Annotated in this window: 27 protein-coding genes and 1 pseudogene; 8 read left to right on the top strand and 20 right to left on the bottom strand. The window is 35.5% G+C overall.

Annotation, left to right across the window (positions count from 1 at the left end; translation table 11 throughout):
- Window positions 1–7: 7 nt before the first annotated feature.
- The 3 genes from hpaB to hpaI all read right to left on the bottom strand — a co-directional run bounded on the left by hpaB (window position 8) and on the right by hpaI (window position 4,023).
- Window positions 8–1,480 (bottom strand): 4-hydroxyphenylacetate 3-monooxygenase, oxygenase component, encoded by a 1,473-nt coding sequence (gene hpaB, locus ACFXN8_RS05995; protein ID WP_386843584.1) that lies wholly within the window; start codon window positions 1,478–1,480, stop codon window positions 8–10.
- Between the two features lie 27 nt (window positions 1,481–1,507).
- A complete protein-coding gene (gene hpaE, locus ACFXN8_RS06000) occupies window positions 1,508–3,025 on the bottom strand; it encodes a 5-carboxymethyl-2-hydroxymuconate semialdehyde dehydrogenase (RefSeq protein WP_386843586.1) in 1,518 nt (505 codons plus the stop codon).
- Between the two features lie 71 nt (window positions 3,026–3,096).
- Window positions 3,097–4,023, bottom strand: coding sequence for a 2,4-dihydroxyhept-2-ene-1,7-dioic acid aldolase (gene hpaI / locus ACFXN8_RS06005; protein ID WP_386843588.1), 927 nt, complete (start codon window positions 4,021–4,023; stop codon window positions 3,097–3,099).
- A 132-nt stretch (window positions 4,024–4,155) separates the two neighbouring features.
- Here hpaI and ACFXN8_RS06010 point away from each other — a divergent pair, with 132 nt between their 5' ends.
- On the top strand, window positions 4,156–5,058 hold the full coding sequence (locus ACFXN8_RS06010; RefSeq protein WP_386843590.1) for a LysR family transcriptional regulator: 903 nt from the start codon (window positions 4,156–4,158) through the stop codon (window positions 5,056–5,058).
- A gap of 960 nt (window positions 5,059–6,018) precedes the next feature.
- Here the strand turns inward: ACFXN8_RS06010 and ACFXN8_RS06015 are convergent.
- The 5 genes from ACFXN8_RS06015 to ACFXN8_RS06035 form a co-directional block, all read right to left on the bottom strand.
- On the bottom strand, window positions 6,019–6,525 hold the full coding sequence (locus ACFXN8_RS06015; RefSeq protein WP_386843592.1) for a hypothetical protein: 507 nt from the start codon (window positions 6,523–6,525) through the stop codon (window positions 6,019–6,021).
- Window positions 6,522–8,015 (bottom strand): hypothetical protein, encoded by a 1,494-nt coding sequence (locus ACFXN8_RS06020; protein WP_386843594.1) that lies wholly within the window; start codon window positions 8,013–8,015, stop codon window positions 6,522–6,524. Before ACFXN8_RS06020 ends, ACFXN8_RS06015 begins: the two co-directional genes overlap by 4 nt.
- A 98-nt stretch (window positions 8,016–8,113) precedes the next feature.
- Window positions 8,114–8,983 carry a helix-turn-helix domain-containing protein gene (locus tag ACFXN8_RS06025; protein WP_386843596.1) on the bottom strand — a complete coding sequence of 290 codons (870 nt, stop codon included), beginning with the start codon at window positions 8,981–8,983 and terminating at the stop codon, window positions 8,114–8,116.
- A gap of 42 nt (window positions 8,984–9,025) precedes the next feature.
- Window positions 9,026–9,247: a hypothetical protein gene (locus ACFXN8_RS06030; RefSeq protein WP_386843598.1), complete on the bottom strand. Its 222-nt coding sequence runs from the start codon at window positions 9,245–9,247 to the stop codon at window positions 9,026–9,028.
- 68 nt (window positions 9,248–9,315) lie between these two features.
- Window positions 9,316–9,687, bottom strand: a complete 372-nt coding sequence (locus ACFXN8_RS06035; protein ID WP_386843600.1) for a hypothetical protein — start codon at window positions 9,685–9,687, stop codon at window positions 9,316–9,318.
- Between the two features lie 147 nt (window positions 9,688–9,834).
- Here ACFXN8_RS06035 and ACFXN8_RS06040 point away from each other — a divergent pair, with 147 nt between their 5' ends.
- The 5 genes from ACFXN8_RS06040 to ACFXN8_RS06060 all read left to right on the top strand — a co-directional run bounded on the left by ACFXN8_RS06040 (window position 9,835) and on the right by ACFXN8_RS06060 (window position 11,581).
- Complete coding sequence (locus ACFXN8_RS06040; RefSeq protein WP_386843602.1) at window positions 9,835–10,044, top strand: helix-turn-helix domain-containing protein; 210 nt, start codon at window positions 9,835–9,837, stop codon at window positions 10,042–10,044.
- 18 nt (window positions 10,045–10,062) lie between these two features.
- Window positions 10,063–10,398, top strand: coding sequence for a hypothetical protein (locus ACFXN8_RS06045; protein WP_386843604.1), 336 nt, complete (start codon window positions 10,063–10,065; stop codon window positions 10,396–10,398).
- Window positions 10,399–10,507: 109 nt separating this feature from the next.
- Window positions 10,508–11,044: a hypothetical protein gene (locus tag ACFXN8_RS06050; protein ID WP_386843606.1), complete on the top strand. Its 537-nt coding sequence runs from the start codon at window positions 10,508–10,510 to the stop codon at window positions 11,042–11,044.
- Between the two features lie 96 nt (window positions 11,045–11,140).
- On the top strand, window positions 11,141–11,356 hold the full coding sequence (locus ACFXN8_RS06055; RefSeq protein WP_386843608.1) for a hypothetical protein: 216 nt from the start codon (window positions 11,141–11,143) through the stop codon (window positions 11,354–11,356).
- Window positions 11,357–11,434: 78 nt separating this feature from the next.
- Complete coding sequence (locus ACFXN8_RS06060; RefSeq protein WP_386843610.1) at window positions 11,435–11,581, top strand: hypothetical protein; 147 nt, start codon at window positions 11,435–11,437, stop codon at window positions 11,579–11,581.
- 321 nt (window positions 11,582–11,902) lie between these two features.
- Here the strand turns inward: ACFXN8_RS06060 and ACFXN8_RS06065 are convergent, their stop codons facing one another.
- From ACFXN8_RS06065 to ACFXN8_RS06075, 3 genes are all read right to left on the bottom strand, one after another.
- Window positions 11,903–12,259 (bottom strand): hypothetical protein, encoded by a 357-nt coding sequence (locus tag ACFXN8_RS06065; protein ID WP_386843612.1) that lies wholly within the window; start codon window positions 12,257–12,259, stop codon window positions 11,903–11,905.
- A gap of 426 nt (window positions 12,260–12,685) precedes the next feature.
- On the bottom strand, window positions 12,686–13,156 hold the full coding sequence (locus ACFXN8_RS06070) for a PH domain-containing protein (protein WP_386843614.1): 471 nt from the start codon (window positions 13,154–13,156) through the stop codon (window positions 12,686–12,688).
- Window positions 13,157–13,616: 460 nt separating this feature from the next.
- Complete coding sequence (locus ACFXN8_RS06075; protein WP_386843616.1) at window positions 13,617–14,060, bottom strand: hypothetical protein; 444 nt, start codon at window positions 14,058–14,060, stop codon at window positions 13,617–13,619.
- A 266-nt stretch (window positions 14,061–14,326) separates the two neighbouring features.
- On the opposite strand from ACFXN8_RS06075, the gene ACFXN8_RS06080 reads away from it, so the two are divergent.
- A complete protein-coding gene (locus ACFXN8_RS06080; protein ID WP_386843634.1) occupies window positions 14,327–14,713 on the top strand; it encodes a tyrosine-type recombinase/integrase in 387 nt (128 codons plus the stop codon).
- Window positions 14,714–14,817: 104 nt separating this feature from the next.
- Here ACFXN8_RS06080 and lepA read toward each other — a convergent pair whose 3' ends face one another.
- The 9 genes and pseudogenes from lepA to gpr form a co-directional block, all read right to left on the bottom strand.
- Window positions 14,818–16,644 carry a translation elongation factor 4 gene (lepA, locus tag ACFXN8_RS06085; protein ID WP_376073722.1) on the bottom strand — a complete coding sequence of 609 codons (1,827 nt, stop codon included), beginning with the start codon at window positions 16,642–16,644 and terminating at the stop codon, window positions 14,818–14,820.
- A 330-nt stretch (window positions 16,645–16,974) separates the two neighbouring features.
- On the bottom strand, window positions 16,975–17,313 hold the full coding sequence (locus tag ACFXN8_RS06090; protein WP_386843618.1) for a hypothetical protein: 339 nt from the start codon (window positions 17,311–17,313) through the stop codon (window positions 16,975–16,977).
- A gap of 455 nt (window positions 17,314–17,768) precedes the next feature.
- A complete protein-coding gene (locus ACFXN8_RS06095; RefSeq protein WP_376073725.1) occupies window positions 17,769–18,038 on the bottom strand; it encodes an FmdB family zinc ribbon protein in 270 nt (89 codons plus the stop codon).
- Between the two features lie 20 nt (window positions 18,039–18,058).
- Window positions 18,059–19,237 (bottom strand): formamidase, encoded by a 1,179-nt coding sequence (gene fmdA / locus ACFXN8_RS06100; RefSeq protein WP_386843621.1) that lies wholly within the window; start codon window positions 19,235–19,237, stop codon window positions 18,059–18,061.
- 283 nt (window positions 19,238–19,520) lie between these two features.
- Window positions 19,521–19,724 (bottom strand): hypothetical protein, encoded by a 204-nt coding sequence (locus ACFXN8_RS06105; protein WP_386843623.1) that lies wholly within the window; start codon window positions 19,722–19,724, stop codon window positions 19,521–19,523.
- 13 nt (window positions 19,725–19,737) lie between these two features.
- Window positions 19,738–19,953 (bottom strand): annotated as a pseudogene (locus ACFXN8_RS06110) (amino acid permease); the annotation flags it as partial.
- A gap of 193 nt (window positions 19,954–20,146) precedes the next feature.
- Entirely contained in the window at window positions 20,147–22,045 is a 1,899-nt protein-coding gene (locus ACFXN8_RS06115) for an acyltransferase family protein (protein WP_386843625.1), read from the bottom strand.
- A 472-nt stretch (window positions 22,046–22,517) separates the two neighbouring features.
- Window positions 22,518–23,366: a stage II sporulation protein P gene (gene spoIIP / locus ACFXN8_RS06120; RefSeq protein ID WP_376073730.1), complete on the bottom strand. Its 849-nt coding sequence runs from the start codon at window positions 23,364–23,366 to the stop codon at window positions 22,518–22,520.
- A 52-nt stretch (window positions 23,367–23,418) separates the two neighbouring features.
- Entirely contained in the window at window positions 23,419–24,435 is a 1,017-nt protein-coding gene (gpr, locus tag ACFXN8_RS06125) for a GPR endopeptidase (protein ID WP_376073731.1), read from the bottom strand.
- A 162-nt stretch (window positions 24,436–24,597) separates the two neighbouring features.
- Here gpr and rpsT point away from each other — a divergent pair, with 162 nt between their 5' ends.
- Window positions 24,598–24,846 carry a 30S ribosomal protein S20 gene (rpsT, locus tag ACFXN8_RS06130; protein WP_376073733.1) on the top strand — a complete coding sequence of 83 codons (249 nt, stop codon included), beginning with the start codon at window positions 24,598–24,600 and terminating at the stop codon, window positions 24,844–24,846.
- Window positions 24,847–24,939: the final 93 nt, after the last annotated feature.

The raw sequence follows: 24,939 nt of genomic DNA on the forward strand, positions 1-24,939 counted from the left end.
CGATTAATTAGTTATTTTTAACTAACGCTTCTGATCGATCCAAAAATTCTTTTACACGATCAACATATTCCTGTTTGTCATACCCGTTATAAAGCGTACTTGCCATTCTAATTGGATCACCGAAGAAGAAGCGCTCATAAAGTGTTTGGCGAGTACCGAATGAACTTATACATACATCCCATGCCAAACGATAAAGTTTCACACGATTATAAGCATCCCCAGTGGCTGATTGTAAATACTTATCAAGATCCGGACGAATATCAGAATTGAAGTCTGATTCAGATGGAATCGCCATTAAGCCACTTGCACCCATTAATTGCATAATTTCTGTAAAGCGAGGGTAAATTTTTGGGAAGTAATGACGTGCTGCATTTAACGGTGCAAATTCTGGTGTCATAGTTCCCCATCTATCCACTTTTGCATTTGCTTCGGCAGCAACGACATATGCTTTCATCGTTTCAAGTGCAATAATTACCTCAGAGATTTTCTCCTGTATATGTTGGTATTGGCCAATATTAATTGTCTCTGCCATTAATTGAAGAATACCAAGTACAAACTCTGTTTTCGCGATATTTTTTGATACAACTTGATGTGTCATATGAACAACTGCATTACTTTCATTGTAGGCCTGGTTGCACACATTAACATCACCAAGGGCAAAGACTCGATTCCATGGAACGACAACATCATCAAACACAACAATGGTATCCATTTCTTCAAAACGAGATCCTAGCGGATGGTCGAAATGAGACTTACCATAATCAAAAGATTCTCGACAAATAAATTTTAAGCCTGGTGTGTTATTAGGAATAGAAAATGCAAATGCATATGGATTTTCTTCAGCTGATTGTTTTAACAAAGTAGATGGGAATACCATGATTTCATCGGTAATACCACCTTGAGTAGCAAGTAATCTTGCCCCTTTAATAACGACCCCTTCAGATGTTTTCTCTTTAATCCGTGCTGCAATATACGGATCTGGAAGCTGTGCTGAATTTACACCCCTATTAACTTGAGGCTGAATCAACGTATGTGTTAAAGATAAATCATTTTCACGGCAATACTCGTAGTAGTTGGCCATGTTTTCAGCATAGATGGAGTCCTGTTTTCCAAACATTTCTGCAGCTGAACCATACGCCATCATCCCGACATTAATGTAATCAGGGGAACGTCCCATCATGCCACCATTATATTTCGCCCATTCTTGCATCATTTTGCGACGTGTCAGCAAATCTTCTTTTGTTTTTGGCTGAATAAAAGATGTACCTACCCGTTCACCAGTTGTTGGAGATACATATGTCATGTAATCCTTTTTGTCTGGATCATGTTGCAAATCGTAAAGTTCTGCCTGAGTTTTCATAACTCCTTTAAAAGCTGGATGCTCAGAAATCTTCCCTTCTACTCGTTTGCCATCAATCCATATATTTGCCTGTGCATGATCAACTCTTTCGATATATTGCTTTCCTGTTTTTGCTGGCATTATTGTTTCCCCCTAAAAAAATAGTTTTTACTTCCCAAATTGCGGAATATGATGATCACCTATAGCAACATGGATTACCTTTGGTTCTGTATAGAATTCAAAAATTGCGTAATGACCACCCTCTCTTCCAATTCCACTATCTTTCGTACCGCCAAATGGAATTCGAAGATCTCGTACGTTTTGAGCGTTAATCCAAAGCATACCTGCTTCAATAGCATCCGCCATACGATGTGCTCGTTTTAAATCTTTTGTCCATACAAAGCCAGCTAGTCCGTAAGATACGTCATTTGCCATATGAAGTACTTCTTCATCTGTTTCAAATTCGATTATGGCCATAACGGGACCAAAGATTTCTTCCTGACATACTCTCATGTCATTTCTTGCATTTAATAAAAGTGTCGGTGGTACAAAATTACCTGCCTTTACCTTCTCCGAAACCACTCCCTGAACTACTTCACAACCTTCTTGTTTAGCGATTTCTATATATTTTTTTACTTTGTTGTAGTGATCTTTTTCAATTAGCGGACCAAGCTGAGTCGATGAATCCATTGGGTCACCGATTTTAATGTTAGCGACACGTGCTTTTAATTTTTCAACAAATTGATCTTTAATATTTTTATGCAAGAATACTCGAGAATTGGATGTGCAACGTTCCCCATTAAAAGAGAAAATCCCCCATATTGCTGCATCTAGAGCTCGTTCAAGATCTGCATCATCAAATACAATTAAAGGTGATTTCCCACCAAGTTCCATCGATGTTTTCTTTAAAGTATCCGCAGAGTTTTTAATAATAGTGGAACCTGTAGTCGTTTCACCTGTAAATGAAATCGCTTTCACATCTGGGTGAGCAACAAGAGCAGCGCCTGCTGTTTCTCCAAAGCCATGAACGACATTAAAGACTCCATCCGGAACTTGAGCTTTATGAATAATTTCAGCTAACTTATTTGCAGTCAATGGTGAAAGTTCAGCTGGTTTTAGCACAACAGTATTTCCAGTTGCTAATGCAGGCGCTACTTTCCAAGTCTCTAACATGAATGGGGCATTCCATGGAGTAATTAACCCTATAACTCCTAATGGTTTATAAACTGTATAATTAATGAATTCATCATCCATTGGGTAAGATTCGCCATGCAATTTTGTCTCAACCATTCGTGCGTAGAAACGGAAATTTTCTGCAGCACGTGCGGTTTGATTTCTTGTTTGGCTAATTGGCAGACCTGTATCTAATGATTCTAAGAAAGCAATTTCTTCAATCTCCTCATCGATGAGATCTGCAATTCTATTAATATATTTCATTCTTTCTTTCAATTTCATCTTGCTCCACGGACCATTCTCAAACGCTTCTTTTGCTGAAAGAACTGCTTGATTTATATCCGCTTCACGCCCCTCAGCGATATAGTTGTTTATTTCATTGGTAAATGGATTTTTATTCTCAAAAGAAGCACCTGATTTACTGTCGACAAACTGTCCATTAATATAGAGTTTTACATTTTCTACTTGCTTGTGTACGTGATTTTTTTGAGTCTCAGTTACTTGAACTTGCATGTTATTACACTCCTCATTCTTCTCTTACTCCTGTAACAAGGAGTAAGAGAATTTTTTTAGATTTCGAATGATTATTTAGTTACAATCTCATTTGATAAAATACCATATTGATTTAAAACTTCACGAATTTCGTTTTGAAGTGCCTCAGATGGTAAATCCATTGGTTTGCGTAAAACTGGCGTAATTTTACCCATCATGCCCAGCGCTGCTTTTACTGGTCCAGGGTTAGTTTCTTTGAATAACACATCATTTAATGTCATTAATTCAAAATGAAGATTTAAAGCTTTTTCAGTGTCGCCTTCCTCCCAAGCATTGTGCATTTCTGCTACTTTCGCTGGTGCAATGTTTGCTGTGGCGCTAATAGAACCTTTTCCACCGATTGTTAACATTGGGTAGCAAAGAAGTTCAATTCCCGAGAATAGACTAAAATCTCTCCCACAATTTAATAGCACCCGATTGACATGTTCAAAATCTTTATTTGACTCTTTGGCACCAATAATGTTCGGGCAATCTTCAACAAGTCGAGCCATTGTTGTTACTTCCATATTCACCCCTGTTCTTCCAGGAATGTTATAGATAATAATTGGAATATCCACGGCATCGGCAATAGTTTTATAGTGTTTATATAATGCTTGCTGGGAAGGCTTGTTATAGTATGGAACAATGACCATCGCAGCATCTGCTCCCATTTCTTGAGCAGCCTTTGTTAGCCGAAGCGCTTCATTATGATTAACTGATCCCGTTGCGGGGATAAATGGAACTCGTCCGTTAATCGTTTTACTCGCTGTTTCCATCACAAGCTCTCTCTCTTCGATCGTTAGAGAACTAGGTTCCCCAGAAGTCCCGGTTACCGAAATACCATGGCTCCCACTTTCTATTTGCCAGTTAATTAAACTTTTAAATGTCTGTAAATCTAAACTTTCATCTTCCTTAAATGGTGTAATAACTGGTGCAATCGAACCTTTTATAATTTCTTTAGCTTTTCGAATTCTAGACATTTTATCTTCTCCTTCTATACCTTTTTATGGAATCGTTTTCAAGATTAATGTATCATTAAGTTTGAAATATTTAAAATATTTAAAAAGTTTGTATTGCATATAAAATAAATATGCTTTCTAAGGAGGAATTTCATGGATATAAGACAATTGCGATACTTTGCCACTATTGTTGAAGAAGGCCAAATCACTAGAGCAGCAAAAAAATTACATATGGCCCAACCCCCCCTTAGTCAACAGCTAAAAGCGCTGGAGGAAGAACTTAGTACTCTTTTGATCGTACGAAATGGAAAGAATATAGAACTAACAGCAGCAGGAAAAGTTTTGTATAAGAGAGCTACTAATCTTTTAAGTCAGATTGAGGAAACAATTATGGAAGTGAAAGAAGTAGGAGAAGGTCTTAAGGGAACCTTATCAATTGGATCTGTAAAAACATGCTTTTCTTACCTACCTGAACGCATTCGTTTTTTCCGAGAAAAGTATTCAAACGTTACATTTCGTTTATACGAAGGGGATACCTATCGATTATTACAAGATTTAAGAAATAGGCATATTGAGGTTGCTATAGTCCGGTTACCTTTAGAATCAGAATCAGATGACTTATCCTCACTGCCATTACCTCCGGACCATTTTGTAGCCGTTATCCCTGAGACTTGGAATTATGAAAATACAATACGAATAGATGAATTATCAAGTATGCCACTAATGTTGCTACAACGTTTTAAGGGTGTTGGTCAATACGAACTGGTTATAGAAGCTTGTAGAAAATATCACTATGAACCAAATATTGTCTGTCAATGTTCAGACGCTGATATGATTATGTCCCTAGTTAGAGAAGGTGTCGGTGCTTCCTTACTTCCAAGGTCTGTCCTACATTCATTTTCTATGAATGGCCTGAAAATATTGGAGCTTGAAGAACTTCGTATTCAATCAGAGTCCGCCGTTATCTGGTTGAAGGACCGTTACCTTTCAAAAAGCGCTGTTAAATTTATTGAAACTTTTAAGAGGGAATACAATTTAAATATTTCACAGAATTGAGCTTCAGGAAGCCCACTTCTTCAGAGGTGGGAGGAATGAAGTGCTTTTTCCTTTATAGAACATATGTTTATGTTATATATTGTGAATAATCAAAAAAAGAAAGGAGTGACGGGTAATGACGAAAGGGAAGAAAGATTGTTTTGTTATAGAACTCAAGTTACATAAGATACATGGCAAAAGGATATCCTATTAAATCGTTTTGAAATTGCCAGCCAATGTATATCGCAACCCAATTTTGAGCCAATTGTTAACTGAGCCAGTGAGCCACTTTACACTACCTGTCTTTTCCAGAAGAACACCTCGGCTTTATTTGGAGTGGCGGGCATGATACCCTTGTACGGGCGTTAAATTACTGATACTACGCCTTTAAAGTGCGAATTATGCCCGCAGAGGCTCCATGTAAAGCCCACCGAAAAATATGCTATGACATTTAACTTGTCCACTGAAATGGATTGCCTGTTCAATTGCGAAGTGGCTCAATTTTCATTTGCGAAATACAAGCCAATTAGCTGCATAATAAAAACTCTAACTTTAAGGGGTCACTACCAAGTCCTCTTAGACGGGTACCATTTTTAAATTTTGCTTGTATATTTCCATTTATAAATTGCTGACACAATTTTAAAGCGGTGGCAATCTCCACCCTACTGATATAAAAACGCAAAATTCAAATCCTTATAAACATTGTTATATCAACGTTACTTCGAATCATCCATCTTCAGAACAGCCATGAACGCTTCCTATAGAAATGTTGTATTCAGATGTATCTTTTTAGATTTCTATATAACCGACAATCCTATGATATATAAGGGTTTGTCGGTTGTTTTTTTATTTAATTTTATTCATGGATATTTTTATTTATCGAGCTTTATTTTCTGTGAATGGTGGGGATATGATGGGGAATATAAACAGAAAGTCCACCCATCACAGAGTGGTCTTTACTTATTCTTGTGGCCCCTATTATCAAATAACACTACCATTTTTCAACAGAATATAATACTCTTCTTCATCTGTAGACAATCTTAATGAATTACTCTCTAAACTATAATCTGTAATAACATCGCAAGTATGCTCCCATAGCTTTTCTCCACTAAAAGTAATGCATACAACTCCTAACTCACATAAAATAAGAAGAGAGGAGCCAGGTGCATTAAGAATTTCATAGACAATAGAATCAAATTCCTTCATCCATAACATTTCATAATTTTTTAATTCTACACAATAAACTTTTTCATCAATACTTATCAAAATACAATTTTCTGTTTCAACTTCCTGTAATGATGGTTCAATTCCATGTTGCCCTCCAACAATACCAATAAAAATAGAGTCTACTGTATCAGCACCTATTCCATAAAATTTCTTCTGATCTACACAATTATTATTGAGTAGAATGATTTGATTAATATATTTTTCAAATTCAGATCTTGACTCGAATTCATAGAGATTATAATTGTTGATTACTTTCATCATTTCCCTCCATAAAGTTTAACTGTTATTAATTTTTCCCTATCCCATACGGATTCAACTTTTAATACTCCATTAGGACCTGAAAGCAATGATTCTCTTATTATCCTACCATTTTCTTGTGTTTTTAGAATACTAGAAGGATTATCGAAAGCATCTGATAAATTATCAAGCACAAGTTTTCTACCTGTAGCATCATCAAAAATCCCAATGCTATTTAACTGCCTTTCCATAGCAATAGAACGATCGATATTATGCTTGTTTCCGGTTGCATTCCCAAAAATGTACTCCAATTTTTTACCGAAATAAGGTATTCCCTCACACAAATCTGAATCAATATCCATCTCTTCATCTGATATGTCACAACTTGGGTTGTTTGGTTCTTTTTCTTGATCCGGTTCTTTTTCATCAATAGTTTTACCTGTTTCGGCATCTTGCCATTTGCCATCAGGTGTTTGTATTGCTGCACGATCATCAATATATTTAACAACAGGCTTATCCCACCCTAATTTACAAATAGCACTATCTACTTGAGCTGTACCATCCTTATTTACAATCATGGCTTTACCATCAACACTTAAGAACGTACTACCCGAAATAGACATTTGTATTTTGCTACCATTAGGACAGCTTAGATACGGTCTAGGTTGAGGTGTAGCTACATCTTTAACGCCACCATTATCTATAAAATCACGCATTTTTCTAAGGTTTTCATTACTTCCACCAGATGGTGGAGGTATCTTGTTCTCTGTCTTTTTTTCTCTTACATATACAGTTGCACCTATAAAAGATAGATTAGACAACGTTCGAGATACTGTAAGAGGTCTATCACCAGGATCACCATAAATTCTTTCCCAATAACCCAAAAATTCCGAATCTGAAGTTTTAATAACGGGACCTGTATAATGTTCACGATAGTTTTCTCTGACAAAAAATTGTATTTCCGACCAATACGAATTATTAAAACCTACTTCAAGTCTTTGAGTAACAAAAGTTTTCCCACTATATGGTATTCCGACTACAATTTCATAATCATCACGAGCATGAAGCATAGAATACGCTTCGTTACCAGTAGTATATAAATAAGGCGAATAATAACCATCGTAATCAACATCATTTTTTTGAGTCTCTTCATAACCGTTAAAAAGCTTACCGAACCAATCACCAACAGTTAATAAAAACCCTGCAGGCTTTGCTACCATTTCTTTAAATCTGTCGTATGTCCAAGGTTCACTATCCCAGTTTTGCTCGTTCCACCAAAACTTTCCGTAATCTCTTATTTGATCAATTGACTTGTTAACAAAATCTTTATTATCCGTATACTGACCAGTTATAAAATTTGTTTCATCAACAATCGTTTCATACATAGCTTTACCGTAACCGTCGTACTGCATTAATGCTTCATGGTCGTATTCTTTAGATGCTCCTAAAGTCGAAGGTGGCAATATTAAAGAGCAAATTAAACAGAAAATAATAACTAAAGGTAACTTTCGCATGATTTCCTCCTCGAAAATAATAATCACATACCAAATTTACCATATTAAACCTAAACAAGAAATGCATTCTAACTAAAAATACCTTAGTCTTTTTAATCCTAATTGCTTACCATATTAATTGATTGTGGATGGTTGTCACGCTCTTTCAACCAATTGTAGAAAGGCATTGGACGTTCTCTAAATGGAGTTTCTTCTATAGATAGCGATTTATTCGACTTGTTACTTAATCGCTCTACAGCCTTACTATATGCCCCTATAAATACGGATCTTAATGTGCTTGTAACTGTCAGTACACCCTCTTTTATATCCATAGCAATTTTGAACATCACGTTCTTAGCTTTTATAAATTCATACACAGAATTTACTTGTGAAGCTAAGACACATTTATGTAATTCATCTTTTAAGTTATCTGCTAATGGAAGTGAATGCATGAAATCAAATAGCATCACCTGATACTCGTTCATGTATTCTTTTTTCTTTTCTTCTTGCAAAGCGATTTCATCCGCTAGGTTATAAATATTATTTGCTTGTTTAGAACTTAAAAGATTAAAAGAGTTTAAAGATAGGTTTTCAGATTGTGGAGGGCAAACAGCGTCATTACTAGCTTCATCGACTGTCTCTCGTTGGGACACGCTCGATGGGACATAAGGTAAAATGCGATAAATACTAGCACCTTTTATCCCGTTTAATTTTGTACTTGATACCTTTTCGATGATTCCTAACTCAACTAATTTTTTCATTGAACGATAAACAGTCTTTGTACTGATCTCCAATGATGCAGCAATTGTAGCTGCCTTTAAGTGACATACTCCCGGATACTCTAATGAATGAGAAGCAAGTTTGAAAACGATGGCACGCTCTGATTCTGTTAAATCGTAATAGTAAACCGCCATATGGTCCTCCACACTTTTATCCATATCTGCTATTGATTCAAATGTTTTGTAAGTTGCTAAGTATTCAAATGCCATCGTTTTCACCTCACTTTCTACTTCATAACTTCTACTTAAATGTTAGTTTTGTTCGTTATCACATTTTTGTTCAGGAAATTTTTCTTCTACAGCTGCTAAATCTTCGTTTATGATTCCTAGTAGCATATTTGCAAAATCGACAACTTCACTGGATTCATTGTGTTTGATAGTGCCTTTTAAGTGACCCTTTACGGTAGACAATACAAGTACTTGCTCGAATAAATATCTTGATCGTTCTTGCTCGAGCTTGAAATAATTGTTCATGGCTATCCTCCTTTTTGCTATTTAAAAACTCAATCGAGAGCACCAGCTTGATGCCCCCTGTTCAGCTTTTAAATTCCCATATAATTTGGTTCACAGTTGATACAAACATCATCTGGATAATCCACAATATTTACATCTGCTTCATTGAACGTTTTACCGCATATTGAACATGTGATTATAGAATCAAACCAATCAAGCGCTTTTTGGCACTTGGTAATTATTTTGTTAGCTTCATTTGCTCTTTTTTGATAGAAGCTATAATCAGAAATTTCCTCACTGAATTCTTTAAGCGTTATTTCTCCAGCTTGATACTTTCGCATAGATACAATAGCTGCAGGTTTTAATAGTTCAGCTTTAATTGCATATTTACTTTCCAAATCAAGGTTTAAATCTAATGCTCCTACCCAATATTCTTTTGTGTGCGATTCATATATTCGCATTTAACATTCCTCATTTCGATAAATTATTCGTTAAATACATAATAAATGATTCAAATGTACTTTACAACTATTTTATGATTTTAATGCATATTTATTTTCAAAATGTGCTATAATATGTTTAATAATAATATTAAATGAGGTGAATACATGGAGATTACAAAGAAGGTAAAAAGATTGCTGGTTGAATCTGATATGAATGCAACTCAGTTAGCAGAAAAGATTGAAACAACGCAATCAAACCTTTCTCGCAAAATGAAGAACGAATCTTATTCAGTAACAGATTTAATAAAGATTGCAGAAGCTACAGGTGTTAAATTGGAGATTAATTTCATAATGGAAGATGGGACGAAAATTTAATTTGTGGTGGGCAACGAAATGTACGATATTACTCAAGAAGAATTAGAAGATAATATTTCTAAAAGCAAAGATTTTAAAGACTACAAAATATACGCAACAGTTGTTCATGACATCAAAAAGAATTCGCATAAACCATTTTGTAGAAAAGAAGAATTTGTTTTTAATGACAACGGTTCAAAACAAAGCATCAGTTTTCACATTTATCGAGATGTAGTTGAAGTTTCGTCTTGGGATATCAGTATTCCAAGTTACGCTCAATCGATATCACGAAATGAAGATTGGAGAAAGGAATTAACATCTTCGCAAAGGATTAATGAAGCAACTAGCCTATACTTAAGAAAAGTTTATAAATAAACCCTTTTAAACAGATAACTAACATTGGTTGTCTGTCTTTTTTTATATGTACTTTTCCCTCCAAATTTCCTAGAATGGTAATTGGAAATGTAAAGGGAGGAATTTTAAAATGAAAAGATTATTCTACATAGGAGCCATGTCTGCATTATTACTTACTGCCTGTGGTGAGGAAAAAGCTGCTCCTAAAGAGGAAGCTCCAGCTAGTGAACCTGTCGAAGTAAAAGAAGAGCCTGTATCTGCAAAAACAGAAGTAGAAACACAAGAAAATGAGGATGTCAAAGAGAGTGAAAGTACAGACGAAAAAATCAAGAGAGAACTAGAAGGTATCGTTTCCAAGGATTTAAACAGCACTTCAATAACAGAAATTGCAGTGAATAACTATCAAGGCGAAGCTGATAAATATATCGTGTTACCTCATCTAGTTTGGGATGTACCGAATAGTAAAGAAACAACAGTTGAAATGCTCGAAATGTACAGTGATCATATTGCAGCTAATCTTTATGAGCAAGAGGGCATTGAGGAAATAACAGTTTTTTGGGAAGTTCCCTATCATTTAGAAGGTGAAAATATTGCTAAATTTAATTACATGCGTAACGCAAATGGTATGGCTAAAAATGATAAATGGTTAGATTCTGTATTACAATAAGTCACTCAAATGAGTGGCTTTTTTCTTTTGGCATAGAAATCACTTGATTTATATTTCATGTGATTTATAATGGTATTTAAAAAAGGAGTGTTAGGCATGAAACTTACAGAAAAAGTAGAGGCAGTTGTTAAGGCTGCACAGGCTGCTAAAAATGGTGAGGGTGAACATACATCGTATCGAATCTTTAAGGAGTGTGGACTTACACAAGGGGCAATCAAACGCTATGTAGATGGTGTTAGTGACATCAGTCGTATGGGATTAGGCGTAGCTGAAAAGCTTGGTGAATACTATGATAATCATCTAAAAAAATAAATAAAAAACTTTTATAAATCACTTGATATATATACATCACTTGATATATAATAAGAGTATAGAAAGGAGGTGAACGAAATGGATTATGATAAGATTCTAGCTTACCTAGTAGCTATCGCAACAATCGCAAACTTACTTACAAGTTCAGCGAAAAACATAAGCGATATGAAGAGTAAGAAAAAAGAAAAGCGACGCCCCTCAACCAAAGGAAAACGTCGCAAGTAACTCTTAGAAGGAGGTTAGCGCCTCCTTCCCTATAATCTTATCACATCCTAATCATTATGAAAAACATCGGATATGTGGCTGCTTTAGCATTCGCTTTGTATATCTTAACTGACATGGTTGACTGGAAAGAACCAAAGTTTTTTGATTACTCAATGATAGTCATTTATTCATTATGCTTAATTTTAGTTATTGTTAACATCGTTGTATATTTTAAAAAGAAAAGAAGCAGCTAAAGAGTTGCAGTCGAAGTATAGACCATATGATGAATAAACAAAAAAAGCCCAGGCTCAAAATTAATTGAGTACCTGGGCTTATTATTGATTATTGTAAGTAAAGTGTTCCCCTGTAAACGTAATTACCATAATAAGATTCATTTGCAACATAATATAATGTGCCCGCATAACGACCTGGAGCCTGTGGTATAGGTCGTTCTAATACTCTAGATTCATAAATTGATATTCCCTGATAAGTAGATGTATATCTTTCAGCAGAAATAGAGGGACCTCCAATATTAATGGCACTATAATTAAGTGATTGTTCTGTTTCTTGCTCTGTTGAATAATTAATTGATTCAGGTAAATCTGAAGAATCAATTTCCTGCGCTGAAGAACTTAATGCTCCTGGAAAAATCAGAGCCCCACAAACAACTAAACCAGCAAATACTTTAGATATTTTCATTAATATGTACTCCTTTTGTTTTATAGTCTATTTCTACATAATTCTATGAATGCTATAGCATATTAACTTACCCTCGAGTTAACTCAAGTCTATCAATACAAATACCGAATTCGCAAAGGTGAGTTTCCGAAATTTCTATTTTCGGTCACCACATTTTTTTGCTGTATTTTCCGCTTTATTGACGAATACCGCCAAATCACGTCAAGTATAACGCCATTTTTTGGCTTGATAAATATTTTTTCTAATACTAAAGCAACGTTTTTAGTGAACTTATCATCAGAACACTTGAAATTTATATTTTATTCTGTTCGATTCTTAAATAATAATTTTCACTAAATTGTCACTTTAGTATTATGTAATAAGTAATAAGACCAGCTCGGCTAAATTAGCTTTGCTGGTCTTTTAATATGTGCTGTGTTTTCAAATTTAGTTTAAAGCATGTTCTAATTCATTTAGCCAGTGTTTCCCACCATAAACAACAAATGTTGTTTCATTCTCTCCATCATCAAAAACATGAATTCTTTGTGTAACGAAAAGATTTAATCCAAGTTCAACTCGATCTACATCCTCCAAACTAACTTCCCAATATAAATTAGGATTTAGATTTATAGCATGGGCGCAAAATATCAACCGTTGATTTGTTAACAACAAACGACCACCATCAGATTTGGTTACACTGTAATACATATTTCCTAAACCTGAACGTATCGGAAATTCGTTTGTATTCATTTCAATTTCATGAAAGAAGATTTTTTTATTTGTTAGTTTAAATTCATTGGAATCATAAGTAATTTGTTTTGCTTTTGCTGTAATGATATAACTACCACAGTACTCGCAAACATTCTCCTTTGGATCAAATGTTGCAGCACAGTTTGGACAATTTAAAGCTTTAACCATAGCTTCATCGCTCCTAATATGTATTTCTTATAAAGTATACTTTGATGTAGTTTTATAAAAAAGATTGATTATTTAAAAGTTTGACCATATATATATATATATATATATAGTTTTGATAAAAAATAACCTCTTCGGGTATGGTATCGGTAAGAGGTTATTTTTTATTATTCAAATAAAAGGTGGACCGAGAATGTTACCCTAATAAAATCCCAATAATACACTCTATTAGAATTGATAGGTCATTCTCCTTAAAGAATGAATATGATTAGCATTTTCGACTGAAACAGCGAAGACGCCAACGAACGCGGTTTGTGGTGTTTTCATTTCCACTTAAGTAACGCTCAATAGCTTTTAATTTATTTTCGGCAATATATTTGACCATAGAAAAACTGTACCCCCAATTGTTAGATGGTGTCTAACAATTGGGGTACAGTTCAAATCAACAAGGTCTTTTAGTCAATCAGTTTGGATGAATTGTAAGTGCTGCCCCAGGTATATTACCTAAACTATACGTATAGTTAGAGTTTTTAAATAATAAGGCAGTAACATAAAAAGTTTGTGTCTTAGTATGACCATATGGAGATATCTTTAGTGGTTTTACTGGTGTTATTGATGAAAAATATCCACTTGTAGCATCATCTTGTTCTGATGCATAAATTCCTAGTGATAGACTCATTTGGTAGTATATCGTACCACAACTTCCACTTGATTCTAATTGTGCATTCACGGTTCTAATACTAGAAGGATAATCAGTACGATCAGTAATGACTCTAACCTTGCAGTCATCGCCTGCACCTGTGACTTTGTACCATCCACCATCCGCAGCTTTTGCTTGGTTATTATGTACCACAAGGAATCCAATACTTAACATTAGTGCTAAAGCAAATTTTGTAAAACGTTTCATTTTATTTCCCTCCTTTTCGTTATACATATACATTAACATAATTTACATAAAATGTATAAACATATATATATTTGTCTAATATTGGTTTCGGCGTTGTAGTCACAAAATTGTAACAAATCACAAATTGGACAATTTCTAACTATGTCTATCCATCTTCGGATATCATCGTAACTTATATTGAGCAGCAACTAGTCGGTATCAAAGATGAAAATAACAAAATTCAGTGGCAACCTAGACCACCGAAAACAAAGGCTGGTTATAGAACAATTCCCTTTGGTAACGCTCTTGCTGAAATCTTAAGACGCGCTAAAAAAAGACAACTTGAAAATCGTTTAAAGTACGGCGAATTTTATAAACAGGTTCCTGAACATGATTATGTATGTAAAAAAGAAAATGGCGAACATTGTACGCCAAGTGTCATCAAATATAATACTAGAAAAATTAGTGAAAAATTAAACATTACTTTTAACTATCACTCATTACGCCACACACATGCAACAACATTAATAGAGAATGGCTCACCCGTTAAAACTGTACAAAAAAGATTAGGACATAGCAGAGCTGCCGTCACAGAAGATCGCTATGTCCACCTCACTGAGAAAATGGCCAGAGATGCTGCGAACATCTTCGATTCATTCGCTCAAGATATATAAGAATTTCTAACATATTTTTTTATGGTGGGGAATTGGTGGGGAGCCCCACCATTTAACCCTTTTATAAATTAACTAAATACATCGCCAACCCTATCATTACCGAATTACTTCGAATCATCCATCTTCAGAACAGCCATGAATGCTTCTTGTGGTACTTCGACTGATCCTACTTGTTTCATACGCTTTTTACCTTCTTTTTGTTTATCAAGAAGTTTTCGTTTACGGGAAATATCCCCACCGTAACATTTTGCTAAAACGTTTTTACGCATAGCTTTAATTGTTGAACGAGCGACAATTTTTTGTCCAACTGCTGCTTGAATTGGCACTTCAAATTGTTGACGTGGAATTAATTCTTTTAATTTTTCAACGATGACTTTACCGCGCTCGTACGCAAAGTCACGGTGTACGATAAAGCTTAGTGCATCGACTTGCTCACCATTTAATAAGATATCCATCTTCACTAGTTTTGAAGGCTGATAACCAATGAGTTCGTAGTCAAATGAAGCATAGCCCTTCGTATTTGACTTTAAATAATCAAAGAAATCATAAACGATTTCTGATAACGGCATTTCATAAATAATGCTGACACGTGTTGTATCAATATAATCCATTGTCATAAAATTACCACGCTTCAATTGACAAAGCTCCATGACAGCTCCTACATAATCATTTGGCACCATAATTGTAGCTTTTACATAAGGTTCTTCCACTTGATCAATTTTTTGAGGATCCGGCATAAATGATGGGTTGTCAACGTTAATTGTAGATCCATCTGTCATTTGAACATTGTAAATTACAGAAGGCGCTGTTGTGATTAGATCAATGTTAAACTCACGCTCAATACGCTCTTGAATGATTTCCATGTGTAAAAGCCCTAAGAAGCCACAGCGGAAACCAAATCCTAGTGCTTGTGATGTCTCTGGCTCATATTGAAGGGCAGAGTCATTAAGTTCCAACTTTTCTAACGCTTCACGTAAGTCATTATATTTCGCTGTATCGATTGGATATAATCCGCAGTATACCATTGGATTTAAACGACGATAACCTGCTAATGGCTCAGTTGCTGGGCGATTAGCAAATGTAACTGTATCCCCCACACGAGTATCACCTACATTTTTAATGGATGCTGTTAAATAACCTACGTCACCAACTGTTAATTCAGACTGTGGTACAGCTTTCGGTGTGTGTACACCAACTTCAATAACTTCAAATTCTGCTCCAGTAGCCATCATACGAATTTTATCGCCAGGTTTTACTGTACCATTCATGATTCGAATGGAAATAATAACACCTTTATAAGCATCATAAACAGAGTCAAAAATAAGGGCTTGTAACGGTGCTTCTGGATCACCAGTTGGTGCAGGCACTTTCTCTACAATTTGTTCTAAAATATCTTCAATCCCGATACCGGCTTTAGCAGAAGCTAAAACCGCTTCTGAAGCATCTAACCCGATTACGTCTTCAACTTCTTGACGAACGCGTTCTGGGTCTGCAGCTGGTAGATCGATTTTATTGATAACTGGTAAAATTTCTAGGTCGTTATCAAGCGCTAAGTATACATTTGCTAGTGTTTGTGCCTCAATACCTTGTGCTGCATCGACAACTAAAATTGCACCCTCACAAGCAGCTAAACTACGTGATACTTCATATGTGAAATCGACGTGTCCTGGTGTGTCGATTAAATGGAAGATATACACTTCACCATCTTTAGCTTCATACTTTAATTGGACTGCATTTAATTTAATCGTAATGCCTCGCTCACGCTCTAAATCCATTGAGTCGAGTAGCTGTGCTTTCATTTCACGAGATGTTAGTGATTTCGTTTGCTCTAAAATACGGTCAGCAAGCGTTGATTTCCCGTGGTCAATATGTGCGATAATAGAGAAATTTCGTATATTCTCTTGTCTTTTTAAACGTGCTTCTCGGTTCATCTCTTCCACTCCTAATTAAACTATAATGAATTATACTATGAAAGATATGCAAAGTACAACAACAACTAGACTCGAAAGCCTATTACATCAATACTTATAAGTGTTTTTACGGTTTTTAGATTTTGCAAGATAAGGCGTATAAATGCATGGATTTGGGGCTAAATGGAGCTAATAAAAATATGGCGAGCGTGTGTACAGGAATGCGTGAGTAAGAAAGATTGAGGCTAATTGCTTCGGTCTTTTTTTGTTGGTAAATTATAAGAATAGCTCACTTACATAAAAAATAGCACTGCTTGGTACAGTGCATTTCTAGGTACATTCGATAACCCTTCACAGATAATTGTGGAAGGTAATTTTATTTTCTAAATAACTACAGTTAGAACAAAGGTAATCTTTATTTATAAATATAGCACTGTACATATTTGTCCAAGGAATATGTTCAGAACATCTTTCGCATTTATCTACATATTTATCAAGTAAAATACCATTCTCTAAAAAGACATGCCATTGTTTATCCGATAAACTTTCAGATCCATTTTTTATGAGGAGCAATGATATTTCTAACGCTTCACCATCATCAAATCTATTCTCGCTTATTAGTTCTTTCAAATATGAAATAAATTTAGATAGTTCTCTTAATATTCTTTGTTTAAGCTGTTCTCCTTGCATAAAACCTCTCCTTTTTCCATCTACTTCAATTCGACAAAAGGGAATGATTTCCTTCTGAATTAGACAATAAATAATGCAGGATTATACTTAAAGTGTCGTTTTTATGTCCAGGCCAGCTGTTAAACCGCTTGGCGCTTTGATAATGCACTTCAAGACTACACAGAAAGCTGATTGGCCATTTTACAACGGGCAATCAGCTTTTTTGTCGTTTAGAGATGATTAATATACGTTGAATTGAACTACTCGCCACTTAGCTAACGCTTGGAAGTGGAAGTCTTCTGTCGGGATCTGATAAAAAATCCTACCGACAACGCTCGGCGTTTGGGGATACCACCCGCAATAAACTAGACAGAAAACTACTGTCAGTCTTATTATTTTCGCCTATCACAGTAGGCGCCTTCACTGAAAGATAGAATAGCATCTTTATCCAATATATTCAGTAAAGCAACAGGTGCTTACCCGAATTGCCACGGACGATTTGCGCCCGCCTTTTTCCTTGGCTTATTGGCCCCTAATTCTTCTCGACTCATAATTTGCGGTTCCATTCCCTTTTCGATTTGCGAACTAAGTGCTCTCGAAAGTGAATACACATTCGGTGCAAAATAGACCCGATTTGACTCTAATTGGCAAATAGGACAAGTTGATTTGTCTTTATTCCCTGCCATTGATTTAAAAAATAACGTAAACTCTCCACAATCATTGCAACGAAATGTGTAACTAGGCAAGAATAAACCTCCTTATCCTATCATTTTGGCATAATATTTTTATCGAATATTTTTGTAGGGATTGCAATGGTACAACAAGCATTCGGAACATCGACTATGCCATTGATTCGACTTTCAACTGGTGCTGTACTCAGCAGCATATAGGCTTGTTCACCTGTATAACCTAGCGTTTTTAAATACTCAATGGCATTCAAGCATGCCCGACGAAACGCAAGATTAGCATCTAAATAATGTTGTTTCCCATCCTTATTATCTACTGAAATCCCTTGGAAAACGAGGAAATCATTATAGTTTGGATCTACTGGGCCCGGTTGGAATACAGGATTTTCGTAAATTTTATAGGTTTCCATGCCACCTTTAATGACATCCACCTTTAGATCAATCCATCCTGCCATCTCGATACCACCACAAAATGTGATTTCTCCATCCCCTTGTGAAAAATGAAGATCTCCTACCGATAACTTCGCTCCCTCCACAAATACTGGGAAGAAGATTTTCGACCCTTTAGATAGATTTTTAATATCACAGTTCCCGCCATTTTCCCTTGGTGGTACTGTTCGAGCTCCTTCCTTAGCTACTCGATCAAACTCAGCTCCTTTTAATGTGCCGAGCACTGCCCTCTCCGGAGTCGGTGCATTGGCCAACGTTGGAACCCGGTTCGGATTGGTCATGATGAGTTCTTTTTCTCGTTCATTCCATTTTTGCAAAAGTTCCATAGAGGGAGCAACGCCTATTAAGCCAGGATGGATAATCCCAGCAAACTTCACACCAGGTATATGTCTCGAAGTCGTATAAATGCCTTCAAAATCCCAGATTGATTTAGCTGCTTCTGGAAATTCGTCAACTAAGAAACTTCCCCCATTCTCTCTTGCGAAAATGCCGTTAAACCCCCACGCCGAATCTTGAAAAGTACCAATATCTAAAATATCTACGACAAGTAAATCTCCAGGTTCAACGCCGTTCACATAGACCGGTCCACTCAACACATGAACACGTGCAAGATTCACATCTCGAATATCATTTGGACTATCATCATTTTTAATTTGTCCATCTGTCCAGTCTTTACATTCCATTCTAAAAGAAGTACCTGGATCTACTGAAAATGCTGCTGGTATGTCTGGGTGCCATCGATTGTGACCGGGATGTGCCTGTTCTTCCATTGATTTGCTTAAATCTAGTTTGTACAGAGTTTTCACCATTTGATTTACTACCCCCAGTTTCTATGTAAGTGATGTATGCGATTTCATATTATCAAGGATAAATAGAAATGTCAAACTATTACGAACATTCTATCTTTAGGTTAAGCAACTAAAATCTAGAATGAATTGAGGGCAGTCAAATGTATTATTTCTTATTTAAAAACCTCACACATTCAGTATCCCCTTTAACTCATCGTAATTCTCCAAATGTTATGATTATTTATTAAAAAAATGGATGCAAACAACTATTTATATATAGTTGATTATTTAATTTCTTTGTCATTTATTGTGCATCTAAAAATGGTTTGTAACTAGGATCATTAATTTTTCCTTTTTTATGCAAATATGTACCAAAAATAAAGTACAGTATTAACATTGGAACGCCAATGTAGAATGAAAATCTCGTATCTGGACTGTAGGCTGTGTAAATCGCAATAGCAATTAATGCGAATAAACAAAGAATGGTTGGGATTGGATAAGTACGCATTTTAAATTTTAGCTTATCGACTGATCCGCCATTTTTTCACCAACCATTTTCTAAATTTATAATGGGAAAGATAGCTTCCAAACCATCCAAGCAACGTATTAAAACCTGCAATAGAAGTTAACCAAATGAATACTTTATCTGGTGAAATAAAGTTCGTAATAAGAGAAACTTGTCCAAGAAACAAAGTTAAGATTACCGCATTCATTGGAATACCACGTTTATTTATTTTTCCTAATGCTTTTAAACAACTAGTCCCACACGCTCTGACCCCTTAAAGAGGATACTTGAAACTTCAAACTAAAAGGCATAAATAGCGTGCCATTTCCTCTGCAATCAATAAAAAATGATAAAGAGTGCTTAAGATTTTCCTACAAAAAATATCCAGCTACACTTACGCGCACTCTGGATATTTTATGACTAAATTATATATTTATTGATTGTTGAATAAGGCTTGTTAACGTATTAACACCTTTTTGTTCTAAATGTACGCCGTCTGAAGCAAAAAATTCTGGGTGGTTGATAGCAACCGAATGCCAATCAATCAATGTAATATTATCATGCTCTTGAGCTTTTTGTTGTAATGAAGAGTTTACATTACTTTCCCATGAGCGAGGTACTCGAGTATTCACTAAATAAATATCGGCATTGGAGAAAGCTTCAAGTAGTGTATCAATCTGATCATTCGTAAAGAAACCATTTGTGCCAAGTTGAATAATAACGGCTTTATTTGGCTGATTAAAACTAGCATAATTAGGTGCCAATTGGATTGCTTGTGAAACTTGGCGGCCAATTTTTGCATCAATCGTAATGTTTGGATAGATGTTATGTAAGCTTGAAGCGATATCTATCATTAAAGAATCTCCAATAGCTAATATTCCATTATAGGATTCACTTTCAGGGGTAGCAGTTGTATCATTTTCTCCTTGCTTAGGTTCTTCATTATCCGATTGAGCGCTAGTTTCTGCTTTTTCATTCTCACCATTCGATGAATCACTTTCTGATGTTTCTTTTTCCGCTACGGCATCCTGTTGCTTCGAAGGTTGTTCTCCACCGCTTATTTTAATTTCTGTTGGTTGAGACTCTTTTGACTCCGTTTTTCCTTCACCTACAACACCTGTCATCCCAGTAAAAAATACTAAAAGGAATAGTGGAACGAGCAACGTTGAAATTTTTCTAGCAAACGTAAGGCTGCTCCATTTATTTTTATTAATAACAAGATGCTGTCGATAATAGGAGCGGAATCCTTCCTTCCGTATTGGCATTTCGATAAAACGATACGATAGTTCAGCAATCACCAAAATAAGAACTAATTGTAATGCAACGCGCCAGTACGCAGGATTACCTATTTCATGGACTGGCGTACCCAATACCATAATCGGATAATGCCATAGATAAATTCCATACGATCTTGAACCTATCCAACGTAGAGGCTTCAAAGAAAGTATTTTTCCTAAAATGCTAATTGGATGACAAACACAAGCTATTAATATAGCTGCATTCAAACAGAATAGGAACATGCCTCCTCTATATAAGAAAGTTTGATATTCATCTACAAAAACAATACTTAAAATGAAAATACTAAAAGCAACCAAGCTTATTGCATTTAGTTTATTGACATGGTCAGTAGATAGTTTTTGAGAAGATAGTCTTTTCATCGGCCAAACGAGCGCTAGCCAGCAACCTATAAGTAATTCAAAAGAACGCGTATCTGTCCCGTAATATACTCTGCTTGGATCCGCTCCTGGCTCATACAGCATGCCCATTAACACAGCTGAGCATAATGCACCGATAATGATGTAAATGGCTAATTTAGCCGGCTTTTTAACAAGATAAAGCCCTAGCATTAACAGGATTGGCCAAATAAGATAAAATTGTTCCTCAATGGCTAAAGACCATAAATTTTTTATAGGTGAAGGAGATCCAAAACTATCAAAATAAGAGAGTTTATGAAAAATGAACCACCAGTTACTTGAATAAAAAATAGAGGATATTGCATCTCCACGCAATGTATTAAGAAGTTCCTTATGAAATAAGGTAGCCCAAGCGAATGAAGTAATATTCATTACGTATGCAGCAGGTAGTAGGCGTCGAAATCGCCCAATCCAAAATTCACCTAAACCTACCGTTAACTGATTTCCTTTTAAGGGTAAAACAGTAGAAGTAATTAAGTAACCCGATAAAACAAAAAAGATATCAACTCCTAGGAATCCACCACTGGCCCATCTGAAGTTAAAATGATAAGCTATCACAGCTAGTACTGCTAAAGCTCGAATCCCGTCTAATCCCGGGATATAACGATGATTGACTACCTTGCCTGACATAATATTCCTTCCTCTTCTTCCGATAATCCATAAACTTTTGCGACATTTTTTATAATATAAACGTTAGTTTTAAGTTAATCGTCCCCTTTTAAATAATGAATCAGTGCATTCACTTATATAAATGACGGATGAGTATTTATAAAAGTTTAAATTTTATCACATAAACAACACTAAATTCTTCTTCTCATATGTAAAGTGCCCTTTATTCTTTTGGGATAAAGGAATATTTTTCCATTAAAAAAGCATCTCCAAAAATGGTAGATGCTTCAAAAGCGTTTTCCGCCTATTGCATATGCCGCAAAACTTTTACAATTCATAGTCAAATCTTTATGTGCTGACTCGAAAATTATAAGACAAGAAACGAATAATTAAAAGGCTTAACTTCTAGTTTCCCTAAAAAAATTCCTGACATTTTTGCTAAATTAAATTTGGCAAAAAGAGAGACTATAAATTCGCTAATCTCTATTGTTTTTTATTCTTGTTTTTCTGTAACGAAGGATTTTGCTATAGCTTTTCCTATTACAGCAATTGTACGATTCAATTCTTCTTCTGTATTGTCAATTCCACCTATTTCGATTAAGATCATTTCTTTTGTTAAATCTTGATTATAACGTCCATCCACATTGTCACCACTTTTTGATATAACACCTCTGGAAATTTTCGGCACAATTTCATTCATAGTAGCTGATAGACTTTCTGCATAAGCAGTATTCCATCTATAATTCTTATGCTCTGCACCAATGACAATGGCAATCCGTGCATACGATTCGTTATTATGGGTTATCGTTGTCGCATTTTTCTTGGCAGAATCTCGATGCAAATCAATCACTAAATCGTAGGATTGCTCTTGTAAACGTTTTGCTAAATAAGGACGGACGACGTTGTAAGCATCCGGAAAAAGTTTTTTCTGAAGTTTTAATTCCTTCATCACATCAACATCTAAAACGTCCGTTTGTATACCGTTCATACTAAAATGCTTAGAGATAGTATCTTTTAAACTAAAAATATTTGTTTTTTCATCATAAACGGCCGCTTTCCCGCTAACAGCTTTCACTATTGGTTGATATGATTCCTGTGAATGAGTAAATACTAACAATACTTTAAATGGATCTTTTATTTCCTCTTTTGTTTCCTCTTTTGTCTGCTCAAGGACACTTTGTTCAGGTAAATTAGTAGCGGCAAACACGACTGGTTTATCCTCTGGCTCTTTAATCGGAGTCGATGCTTGCTTATTGAACGGAAGTTGCCCTGCAATGACAGGTAATACGAAGAAGAACAATAATAAACCAAATGACCACTGTAGTTTTTTTAGCAAAGTCACACCCTCCTCCCCTTATCGTATGGAGAGGATGTGCCTTTTAGAACGGAAAAAATTATAGATTATTTGCCCATTTCATAAGCATAGATGATACAAGTTTTGCATAATTATCTATCCAATAATCGGCTTCCTTTGGTGTGACCATCAGCTGTGTATGCGAGCCTGCGAAAGTCTCTGCAAACAATTGCTGACGCTCTTCTTTAGACCATGTAGCCCATTCACCAAAAATCGGCTGTACTAAAGACATATCTAGTTCTTTATTTATATCTGGTTGCCAAGACGACAATGACAATTTTGATGAAGGTTTACTCCGTTCTGACACCCGTGCAGCTATAGAACGTAGCATTACCTCTACAGCATCTGCAATTAATACAGGTGCATCAACTACTGTTGGGATACCAATTGCGGTAACAGGAATGCCAAGCATCTCATATGAAATTTCCTTACGCTTATTTCCTACACCTGAACCAGGGTGTATCCCTGTATCCGTTAATTGAATTGTTTTACATAAGCGATTACTAGCTCTTGTTGCAAGTGCGTCTACTACAATAATTAATTTGGGCTTTAGACGTTCTGCCAACGCCGCTACAAATTCACCCGTTTCATATCCTGTTTGGCCGGTTACACCAGGCGCATACATGACAAATTTTTCATCAATTACATCTAAACTATGCAAATGATCAATAAGATATGGTCCTATAGCATCTGGTGTAATTGTACGATTACCTAGACCAATAATTAAAATTTTGTCATCTTCATTCCATGACATGGATTCATGCATTTTTTTAAAATTCACAAGCAATTCTTTCTCAAGCTGCTCAAATCCATCTCGATCTTCTAACGTCAAAGTAGGCACAGAAAGAGTAATGTACTTCCCTTTCTTCTTTCCGATTTGCTTTTCACCTTCTGCATCAACGAGCACATCAGTGATTTTTACCCGACCAGCATTGAGATCTTCAATTTGAATACCACTCGACTCTTTAAGTGTATCTTTTTGCTCTTTCGTTTGATGTAAAACAACCTCTTCAGACTCATCAATCAAATCCGTACGTTGCCAATTAAAATTTTGCATACAGTTCACCTCAACTGTAGTTTGTTCAAACTGTCAAGTAAATATTCTTTGCATTTATCTATTGCAATTTGTCCTAGCGTTTGTTAAAATGATTTTTGTTGTATTGACACAAGAAATCAATGAGAAGATATCATCTCGTACCTATTTTAGGAGGTGAAACATATGCCAAACATTAAATCTGCGATTAAACGCGTAAAAGTTAACGAAAAAGCTAACGCTGCTAACACTCAAGCTAAATCTGCAATGCGTACTACAGTGAAAAAAGCTGAAAACGCTGTTGTTGCTAAAGCTGAAAACACGCAAGAACTTTTACAAGCAGCTTACAAATCTTTAGATAAAGCAGCTTCAAAAGGACTTATCCACAAAAACGCGGCGGCTCGTAAAAAGTCTCGCCTTGCTAAAAAAGCGTAATTGTTGTAAAGGATCAGTATACTCTATTAAGAGTTGCTGATCTTTTTATTTATGAAAAAATAAACTACGCCTAATTGAAATAGTTGTCCAACT

Origin of the sequence: Lysinibacillus sp. NPDC059133, from assembly GCF_042755925.1 — a bacterium.
Classification (GTDB): Bacteria; Bacillota; Bacilli; order Bacillales_A; family Planococcaceae; genus Lysinibacillus.

What these genes read in the sequence shown, in the direction of transcription:
- hpaB (WP_386843584.1), bottom strand. Translation starts at nt 1,480, where the DNA reads ATGCCAGCAAAAACAGGAAAGCAATATATCGAAAGAGTTGATCATGCA.
- hpaE (WP_386843586.1), bottom strand. Translation starts at nt 3,025, where the DNA reads ATGCAAGTTCAAGTAACTGAGACTCAAAAAAATCACGTACACAAGCAA.
- hpaI (WP_386843588.1), bottom strand. Translation starts at nt 4,023, where the DNA reads ATGTCTAGAATTCGAAAAGCTAAAGAAATTATAAAAGGTTCGATTGCA.
- ACFXN8_RS06010 (WP_386843590.1), top strand. Translation starts at nt 4,156, where the DNA reads ATGGATATAAGACAATTGCGATACTTTGCCACTATTGTTGAAGAAGGC.
- ACFXN8_RS06015 (WP_386843592.1), bottom strand. Translation starts at nt 6,525, where the DNA reads ATGATGAAAGTAATCAACAATTATAATCTCTATGAATTCGAGTCAAGA.
- ACFXN8_RS06020 (WP_386843594.1), bottom strand. Translation starts at nt 8,015, where the DNA reads ATGCGAAAGTTACCTTTAGTTATTATTTTCTGTTTAATTTGCTCTTTA.
- ACFXN8_RS06025 (WP_386843596.1), bottom strand. Translation starts at nt 8,983, where the DNA reads ATGGCATTTGAATACTTAGCAACTTACAAAACATTTGAATCAATAGCA.
- ACFXN8_RS06030 (WP_386843598.1), bottom strand. Translation starts at nt 9,247, where the DNA reads ATGAACAATTATTTCAAGCTCGAGCAAGAACGATCAAGATATTTATTC.
- ACFXN8_RS06035 (WP_386843600.1), bottom strand. Translation starts at nt 9,687, where the DNA reads ATGCGAATATATGAATCGCACACAAAAGAATATTGGGTAGGAGCATTA.
- ACFXN8_RS06040 (WP_386843602.1), top strand. Translation starts at nt 9,835, where the DNA reads ATGGAGATTACAAAGAAGGTAAAAAGATTGCTGGTTGAATCTGATATG.
- ACFXN8_RS06045 (WP_386843604.1), top strand. Translation starts at nt 10,063, where the DNA reads ATGTACGATATTACTCAAGAAGAATTAGAAGATAATATTTCTAAAAGC.
- ACFXN8_RS06050 (WP_386843606.1), top strand. Translation starts at nt 10,508, where the DNA reads ATGAAAAGATTATTCTACATAGGAGCCATGTCTGCATTATTACTTACT.
- ACFXN8_RS06055 (WP_386843608.1), top strand. Translation starts at nt 11,141, where the DNA reads ATGAAACTTACAGAAAAAGTAGAGGCAGTTGTTAAGGCTGCACAGGCT.
- ACFXN8_RS06060 (WP_386843610.1), top strand. Translation starts at nt 11,435, where the DNA reads ATGGATTATGATAAGATTCTAGCTTACCTAGTAGCTATCGCAACAATC.
- ACFXN8_RS06065 (WP_386843612.1), bottom strand. Translation starts at nt 12,259, where the DNA reads ATGAAAATATCTAAAGTATTTGCTGGTTTAGTTGTTTGTGGGGCTCTG.
- ACFXN8_RS06070 (WP_386843614.1), bottom strand. Translation starts at nt 13,156, where the DNA reads ATGGTTAAAGCTTTAAATTGTCCAAACTGTGCTGCAACATTTGATCCA.
- ACFXN8_RS06075 (WP_386843616.1), bottom strand. Translation starts at nt 14,060, where the DNA reads ATGAAACGTTTTACAAAATTTGCTTTAGCACTAATGTTAAGTATTGGA.
- lepA (WP_376073722.1), bottom strand. Translation starts at nt 16,644, where the DNA reads ATGAACCGAGAAGCACGTTTAAAAAGACAAGAGAATATACGAAATTTC.
- ACFXN8_RS06090 (WP_386843618.1), bottom strand. Translation starts at nt 17,313, where the DNA reads ATGCAAGGAGAACAGCTTAAACAAAGAATATTAAGAGAACTATCTAAA.
- fmdA (WP_386843621.1), bottom strand. Translation starts at nt 19,237, where the DNA reads ATGGTGAAAACTCTGTACAAACTAGATTTAAGCAAATCAATGGAAGAA.
- ACFXN8_RS06105 (WP_386843623.1), bottom strand. Translation starts at nt 19,724, where the DNA reads ATGCGTACTTATCCAATCCCAACCATTCTTTGTTTATTCGCATTAATT.
- ACFXN8_RS06115 (WP_386843625.1), bottom strand. Translation starts at nt 22,045, where the DNA reads ATGTCAGGCAAGGTAGTCAATCATCGTTATATCCCGGGATTAGACGGG.
- gpr (WP_376073731.1), bottom strand. Translation starts at nt 24,435, where the DNA reads ATGCAAAATTTTAATTGGCAACGTACGGATTTGATTGATGAGTCTGAA.
- rpsT (WP_376073733.1), top strand. Translation starts at nt 24,598, where the DNA reads ATGCCAAACATTAAATCTGCGATTAAACGCGTAAAAGTTAACGAAAAA.